Genomic DNA, 6,675 nt, shown 5'->3' with positions numbered 1-6,675 from the left:
TCGGGCGGTCGGGCGGTGCTCGGGGTCGGCACCGGCCATCTCGAGGGCGAGTTCAGCGCCCTGGGCGCGGACTTACAACAGCGGGGGCGGCGCACGGACGACGCCATCGACGTCGTACGGGCCGCACTCACCCATGGGTATCCCGACGTGAACACGAACACGTGGTCCGTCCGCGACGTCGGACTGGCACCGCGCCCGCGCCAGGCCCAGGTGCCGATCTGGGTCGGCGGGTCCTCGCGTGCGGCCCTGCGGAGAGCCGCCGAGCGGGGCGACGGGTGGCTCCCACAAGGCACGCCTCGGGACGCGATGCCCGAGTCGATCGAGTACCTCCTCGCGCACCGCAAGGCGACGCGCGGCGCCGAGCCGATCGACATCGGCGTGATCAGCGAGGTGCTCTACGTCGGCGATCCCGGATGGGACGTGGGGGCCCGCACCATCGCCGGCTCCCCCGCGCTGCTGGCCGAGCGGCTCAACGAGTACGCGGACATGGGAGTCAGCCACGTCCAGGTCAGGTTTCGCAATCGCTCCCTTCAGGAGCTGCTGGACCAGATGGACGCCTTCGCCGCCGAGGTGGCGCCGCTCCTCAGAGGCCCGTGAAGCTGCCGCCGTCGCAGACGATGGTCTGGCCCGTGACGTAGCCCGAGGCGTCGCCAGCAAGGAAGACGACAACCGAGCCGATGTCGCGCTCGGCGTCGCCGATCCGCCCGAGGGGGACACGTCCCGTCACCCGCTTGCGCAGCTCGGGATTGGCCTCGAAGGCGCCGAGCAGGGCGGGCGTCTCCGCCACGGGGGCGATGCAATTGACCGTGATCCCGTGCTCTCCCCACTCTCGGGCCAGGCTCTTGGCCATGGCCCGCTGTGCGGCCTTGACGGGCGCGTAGATGGGGATGTTGGCGCTGCCTTCGACGCCCGCGGGCGACGTGACGAGGACGAGGCGCCCATGGCGGCCCGCGGCCCGGAGATGAGGGAAGGCGAGCTGGGCGCAGTGAAACGACCCCCAGACCGCCGTGCGCGAGAAGCCCTGCCACATCCGATCGTCGACCTCCTCCAACCGATGGCTGGCGCCCGCCCGGCCGCCGAAGGCGTTGTGGACCATGATCTCCAGCGCGCCGAACCGCTCCAGGGTCGCCGCCACGGCGGCCTCGACCTCGCCGCGAACGGTCACGTCGGTCTGGACACAGATCGCCGAGCCGCCCCGGTCCCGGATCTCGGCTGCCACCGGCTCGCCCGTGGCGGCCCGGCGGGCGGCGATGACGACGTTCGCCCCCTCGCCCGCAAGGGCCAGCGCGATACCTCTCCCGACGCCCTGCCCGGCGCCGGTCACGATTCCCGTGCGACCCTCCAGAGAGCCGGTCACGGCGCCATCCAGACGCCGCCGTCGACACAGATCGTGGCCCCGGTGACGAAGTGCCCGGCGTCGCTGGCCAGGAACACGACGACCGGGCCGAGGTCGGTCTCGGGATCGCCAGGACCGCCGAGTGGAGCAGGGTTGAGCGGAAGATGGTGACGGCCGCCGGCTTCCTCGCCCTCAGCCGTGGCGGGTGCCGGGGCCACGCAGTTGACGGTGATGCGGTGCACGCCCCACTGGCGGGCCGCCGACTTGGCCAGCAGCCGCTGGCCCTCCACCGCCGCCGTGTAGGCGACCAGGCCGGCCGCCCCCGACATCGAGAGCGTGGGAGTGGAGAAGATGATCCGACCCCCTCGCCCGGCCATGTGCGTGAACGCCGCCTGGCAGCACAGGAGGCTCGACCGCATCGTCGCCTCCCACACCGCCTCCCAACGATCCTCGTCCACGTCGACCAGAGGCACGGGCTCGACGGCGATCGGGTCGACGGCGGTGTGCAACACGATGTCGACCGGCCCGAGCGCGGTGTCGGCCGCGCTGAAGACGGCTTCGACGTCGGCCCTGCGCTCATAGGCGACGGCGAGGCGAGCGGTCCGGGCGCCGGTGTCGGCGACGTCGGCGGCTGCGCCCGCGATGCTGTCGAGGTCGGCGCCCAACAGACCGACATCGGCACCCGCCCGCCCGAGGGCGACGGCCAGACCGCGGCCCAACGCCTGGTCGGCGCCGGTCACGAGGGCCACCCGGTCTCGGAGCGGACGGCCGGGGTCCTCGGGCACGTGCGCTTTCTACACTGCCCCGGAGCGGTGAACCGCCGGGGCCGTCTCCGAAGTGAAGCGCTCGATCAGCCGAGTATCCGCACGGGGAGTGTTCTCGGCCCCCGTACCTGGCCCGCCGACCAGGTGACCAGCGCCGGGTCGTCCAGCTCGAACTCCGGATAGCGTGCCAGCCACTCCTCGAGCGACACCCGCAGCTCCATGCGGGCGAGGTTGGACCCGAGACAGCGGTGGATGCCGAGCCCGAAGGCGGCGTGACGGTTCTCGGCCCGGTCGAGGATCACCTCCCCGGCGTCGGGGAACACCTCGGGGTCGCGGTTGGCCGAGGGGAAGGGCAGCAGCAGCCAGTCGCCCTCCTTCATGGGGCAACCCCGGAGGTCGAAATCCTGGGCGACGAGGCGGGCCATGGTGACCGGCGCATAGGCCCGGAGGAGCTCCTCCACCGCGCTCGGCATGAGGTCGGGCTCGGCGGCCATCCGGCGCAGGTCGTCGGGGTGCTGGGCCAGGTGCCAGATGGAGGCGCCGATGGCCGACCAGGTGGTGTCGATCCCGGCGATCATGAGCAGGATCATGGTGCCCCGCACGTGCTCGGGCTCCAGCTTGTTGCCGTCGAGCTCCGCCTCCAGCAGGAACGTGGTCAGGTCGTCCCTTGGCTGCTGCTGGTGCTCGGCGATCTGGGCGTCGATGTACTCGTCGATCTCGCCGCCGACGATGACCTGCTGGCGCTCCTCCTCCGACTGGTCGACGTCCTCGAGCACCATGCGGATGAACCTGCGGAAGATGTCGGCATCCTCCTGGGGGAAGCCGAGCATCCCGATGATCACCCGCAGTGGGATGTGACGGGCGTAGTCGACTGCGGCGTCGAGCCGCGAGTTGCCCGCAGTGGCGTCGAGGAGCTCCCGGCACAGATCCCGCGTCAGCGGCTCCAGGTTGGCGATCGCCTTGGGCGAGAAGGCCGGGAGCAGCAGCCGGCGGGCCAGTGCATGGAACGGCGGGTCGGAGGTAATGGGCGGGGCCAGGCCCATGGGCGCCGGCGGGTCGTCGGGTCCGGGACGGACCTCGCTCACCACGACCGAGCGGGACGTGAAGTGCTCCGTGTCGTAGGCGACGGCGGCGATGTCCTCGTGGCGGACGGGCAGCCACGTGCCGCCGTAGCGGTCGCTGTGGGCCACCGGGCAGGTGCGACGCAGCTCGTCCCAGATGGGATAGGGATCGGCGACCCACTCGCTGTCGGTGTGATCGAAGTCGGTCGCCCAGTCGACGACGGGTGGGCGCTTCTTGTCAGGGCTCATCGGTCATTCGCTCATGGAGATGGCGCGCTCTGGACAGTTGGCCACGGCGAGGCGGGCCTTCTCCTCCAGGCCGGCCGGTACGACGCCGTCGTTGAGCTCGAAGGAGTTCCCGAGCTCGTCGACATCGAAGAGCTCGGGTGCCAGGGCGTAGCAGCGGTTGTGGCCCTGGCAGCGTTCGCGGTCGACGTGCACGTGCATGCAGCCTCCCTTCCGTCTGGGTCGAGCGTAGCGAAGTCGGGCCACTCGAGAGAGGTCGGACGCTGCCCGAGCGGTGTCGGCGCCCCGCGGCGCCCTCGGCCCTTGCTGCTGGTTTCACCTTTGGTCGAAAGAGGGCGCGGGATGCCGGCCCGTCCCGCCCACTTTCGACACGATATGAACCGAGCGGAGTGTGCTGGGGCGCCCCCCTGGGCGGCGCCTCCGGGCTAGGGCCGGGGATACAGGAGAAGTTGGGTGCACCGGTAGGCCGCCATCGGACGCCCGGTCGACTCGTTGGTGACCGTGGCGTCCCAGACCTGCGTGGTGCGACCGAGGTGCACCGGCGTCGCCACGCCCAGGATGACCTCGTCCTCTTTGGCGCTGCCAAGGAAGTTCGCCTTGGCCTCCAGGGTCGTGAAGCTCGCCGCCCCCTCGGGCCAGTTGCGGCTGACACCGAACGCACACAGGGCGTCGGCCACGGTCATCACGACCGGCGCCCACAGATAGCCGGTCCCGGCGATGAGGGCGTGTGAGACCGTCAGGCGGGCGACGGTCTGGTCCCCCTCCCCCTGGATCTCGATACCGAGAAGGTTGAGGAAATTGTGGACGTCATAGGGCGGGGGCATGAAGACACGGGCCCTTCATTGTCTCTACCGGCTGAAGCGGAGCAGGAGCTTGTGGTCGTAGTAGTAGTCCAGCCAGTCGACCAGCTGACCTCGGCCGTGGTGCCCATGGCCGCCCGCCGGAACGAATCGCATCGCCAGCCGGGCCGCCGACACGTCGAATCCTGCCCCGCGGAACGCGGCCACCACCTCGTCGATGTCGTACAGCTTCGGTAGGCGGAGCTCTTCGGCGTTGGCCGAGTGCCACTCGAGCATCAGCGGGCTTCGCGAGTGGACACCCATGACGGCGAAGTAGACGCCGCCTGGCGCCAGCGCCCCGAAGAGGTCGGTGGCGTGGGCGGAGAGGTCGTGCACCAGATACAGCACCTCATGGCTGAACGCGACGTCGAAGCAGTCCCATCCCGCCGGCACCGTGTCTGAGGCTTCGAACTGCAACGGTCGATGTCCGACAAGCCCCCGGGCATCCGCGACGGCGCTGGCGGCGGGGTCGTACCCGGCCCCCTCGGCGATGCCACACCAGTCGGCGAGCAGGCGCAGAAAACCGCCCCGGTTGCACCCGGCATCGAGCACCCGCTTCCCGGCCAGGTCGACATCGATAGTCTCGAGCATCGCCCGCCAGATGAAGCCGTGCTCCTCCTGCATTGCCTCGTCCTCGGCCCCGCCCCGCCAGTACGTCGTGTCCATGTGACCTACCTTAAGGGCGCGCCGGTTGGCGTAGACCGCTTCGCAGCTGCGTGAGCGTCGGCGCCTACCAGACGAGCGCCAGGCGCTGGGGCCCCCGAATGGTCGATGTCGGCTTCCATTCGATCTCCGGCTCGGCCAGGGCGAGGTCGGGGAAGCGGCCGATCAGGCGGCCAATCGCCTCTTGGCCCTCGATGCGGGCCAGCGGCGCTCCGAGGCAATGGTGGATGCCGCCGCCGAAGGAAAGGTGACGGTTGTCCCGGCGGCCGATGTCCAGCCGGTCGGGGTGCTCGAACACCTCGGGGTCTCGGTTGGCCCCGGCAATGAGCGCGACCACCTCGGTGCCCGCGGCGATCGGCTGGCCGGCAAGCTCCACCTCGGCTGTCGCGATCCGCGCCGTCAGCTGGACCGGGGGTCCGAAGCGGAGCAGCTCCTCAACGGCGCTGGTGATGAGCGTGGGCTCGGCCTGCAGGCGGGCTAGCTCGCCCGGGTGGCGCAGCAGGTTCAGGGCGCCCCCTGCGATGAGGTTGACAGTCGTCTCGTGCCCGGCGCCGAACAGCAGGATGGCCGTGTCCAGCAGCTCCTCGTGGCTGAGGCGGTCGCCGTCATCTTCGGCTGCGATCAGGGCGCTGAGCAGGTCGGAGCCGAGAGCTCGCCGGCGGTGGCCGACGAGCTCGTCGAAGTAGGTGCGCAGGGCCCGGATCGCTTCGGCCGCGGGGAAGAACACGGTCATATCGTCCGACGGGTCGAGCGCCTTCACCGCCTCTGCCGTCCAACTGCGCAGCGTCTCGTGGTCCTCGTCCGGCACCCCCAACATGTCACTGATCACCGTCACCGGGAGGGGGAAGGCCAACGCCTCGACCAGGTCGGCACCGCCGTCGCCAGCCACTGCGTCGAGCATCCCGTCGACGATGGCGGCGATGCGGGGACGCATGTCCTCCACGGTGCGGGCGGTGAAGGCCTTCCCCACGATCCGGCGCAGCCGCGTGTGGTCGGGCGGGTCGGCAAAGAGCATGACCCGGCCCATGAGGTCCTGGAGGTCGGACAGGCCCAGCTGGCGTCCCAGCTCGGCGAACTGCTCATAGCCGGCCTGGTGGCGGGAGCTGCTGCTGAAACGGGTGTCGCGCAGCACGGCGAAGACCTCGGCGTGTCGCGACAGGAGCCAGCCGCCCACGGTGGTGGGCAGGACCAGGCCCGTGGCCTGCAGCCGGGCGTACGTGGGGTACGGGTCCGCCCGGACCGTCGGGTCCTTCATCAGCTCAATGAGCGAGACTCTTTCGAGCTGGGTCACCCGTTGATCATCTACCTGGCGCCCCATGACCCGCAACCGGCGATCGACGGGTTCCTCACTTGGTGTCGAGATTGGCCGCAGCTACTACCTGTTGGTCAGCAGCGCTCTCACGGCGTCGATCGTGTCAGCCTCGGCCGTCGTCTTGTCTGAGCGGTATCGCTTCACTCGGGCGAAGCGAAGGGCAACGCCGCCCGGATAGCGAGGCGATCGTTGCACGCCGTCCACTGCGATCTCCACCACCAGCTCCGGATTGACGGTGACCGTGATACCGGCACGGTCGGTCTCGAGCTCGAGGAGGCGCTGGGTCTGCCAGCCCAGCAGGATGTCGGTGAGGCCCTTGAAGGTCTTGCCCACCATCACAAAGCCACCCGTGGTCGGATCTCGGGCAGCGAGGTGGAGGTTCGACAGCCAACCTCGGCGGCGGCCGTGACCCCACTCGGCCGCCAACACCACGAGGTCGAAGGTGCGAACGGGC

General features: G+C 70.3%; 9 protein-coding genes. 1 reads left to right on the top strand and 8 read right to left on the bottom strand.

The genetic code is table 11. From position 1 onward, the window contains the following. Positions 1 to 597: LLM class flavin-dependent oxidoreductase (locus tag VH112_10020; protein ID HEX4540568.1), on the top strand; the 597-nt coding region annotated here is incomplete at its 5' end. Here the strand turns inward: VH112_10020 and VH112_10015 are convergent. From VH112_10015 to VH112_09980, 8 genes are all read right to left on the bottom strand, one after another. Beyond that, on the bottom strand, positions 584 to 1,357 hold the full coding sequence (locus tag VH112_10015; protein ID HEX4540567.1) for an SDR family oxidoreductase: 774 nt from the start codon (positions 1,355 to 1,357) through the stop codon (positions 584 to 586). The genes VH112_10020 and VH112_10015 overlap by 14 nt on opposite strands. Further along, positions 1,354 to 2,121, bottom strand: a complete 768-nt coding sequence (locus tag VH112_10010) for an SDR family oxidoreductase (GenBank protein HEX4540566.1) — start codon at positions 2,119 to 2,121, stop codon at positions 1,354 to 1,356. The genes VH112_10015 and VH112_10010 overlap by 4 nt, the downstream gene beginning before the upstream one ends. A 65-nt stretch (positions 2,122 to 2,186) precedes the next feature. Next, positions 2,187 to 3,410, bottom strand: coding sequence for a cytochrome P450 (locus tag VH112_10005; GenBank protein ID HEX4540565.1), 1,224 nt, complete (start codon positions 3,408 to 3,410; stop codon positions 2,187 to 2,189). Positions 3,411 to 3,413: 3 nt separating this feature from the next. Beyond that, positions 3,414 to 3,608, bottom strand: a complete 195-nt coding sequence (locus VH112_10000) for a ferredoxin (protein HEX4540564.1) — start codon at positions 3,606 to 3,608, stop codon at positions 3,414 to 3,416. 224 nt (positions 3,609 to 3,832) lie between these two features. Continuing rightward, complete coding sequence (locus VH112_09995) at positions 3,833 to 4,231, bottom strand: PaaI family thioesterase (protein HEX4540563.1); 399 nt, start codon at positions 4,229 to 4,231, stop codon at positions 3,833 to 3,835. 24 nt (positions 4,232 to 4,255) lie between these two features. Further along, positions 4,256 to 4,912 carry a methyltransferase domain-containing protein gene (locus VH112_09990; GenBank protein ID HEX4540562.1) on the bottom strand — a complete coding sequence of 219 codons (657 nt, stop codon included), beginning with the start codon at positions 4,910 to 4,912 and terminating at the stop codon, positions 4,256 to 4,258. Positions 4,913 to 4,976: 64 nt separating this feature from the next. Beyond that, positions 4,977 to 6,200 carry a cytochrome P450 gene (locus tag VH112_09985; GenBank protein HEX4540561.1) on the bottom strand — a complete coding sequence of 408 codons (1,224 nt, stop codon included), beginning with the start codon at positions 6,198 to 6,200 and terminating at the stop codon, positions 4,977 to 4,979. An 84-nt stretch (positions 6,201 to 6,284) separates the two neighbouring features. Continuing rightward, a partial coding sequence (locus VH112_09980) for a DNA ligase (GenBank protein ID HEX4540560.1) occupies positions 6,285 to 6,675 on the bottom strand: 391 nt, incomplete at its 5' end.

Source organism: Acidimicrobiales bacterium (assembly GCA_036270875.1).
GTDB lineage: Bacteria > Actinomycetota > Acidimicrobiia > Acidimicrobiales > AC-9 > AC-9.
This window is presented reverse-complemented; position numbering and strand designations above follow the sequence as displayed.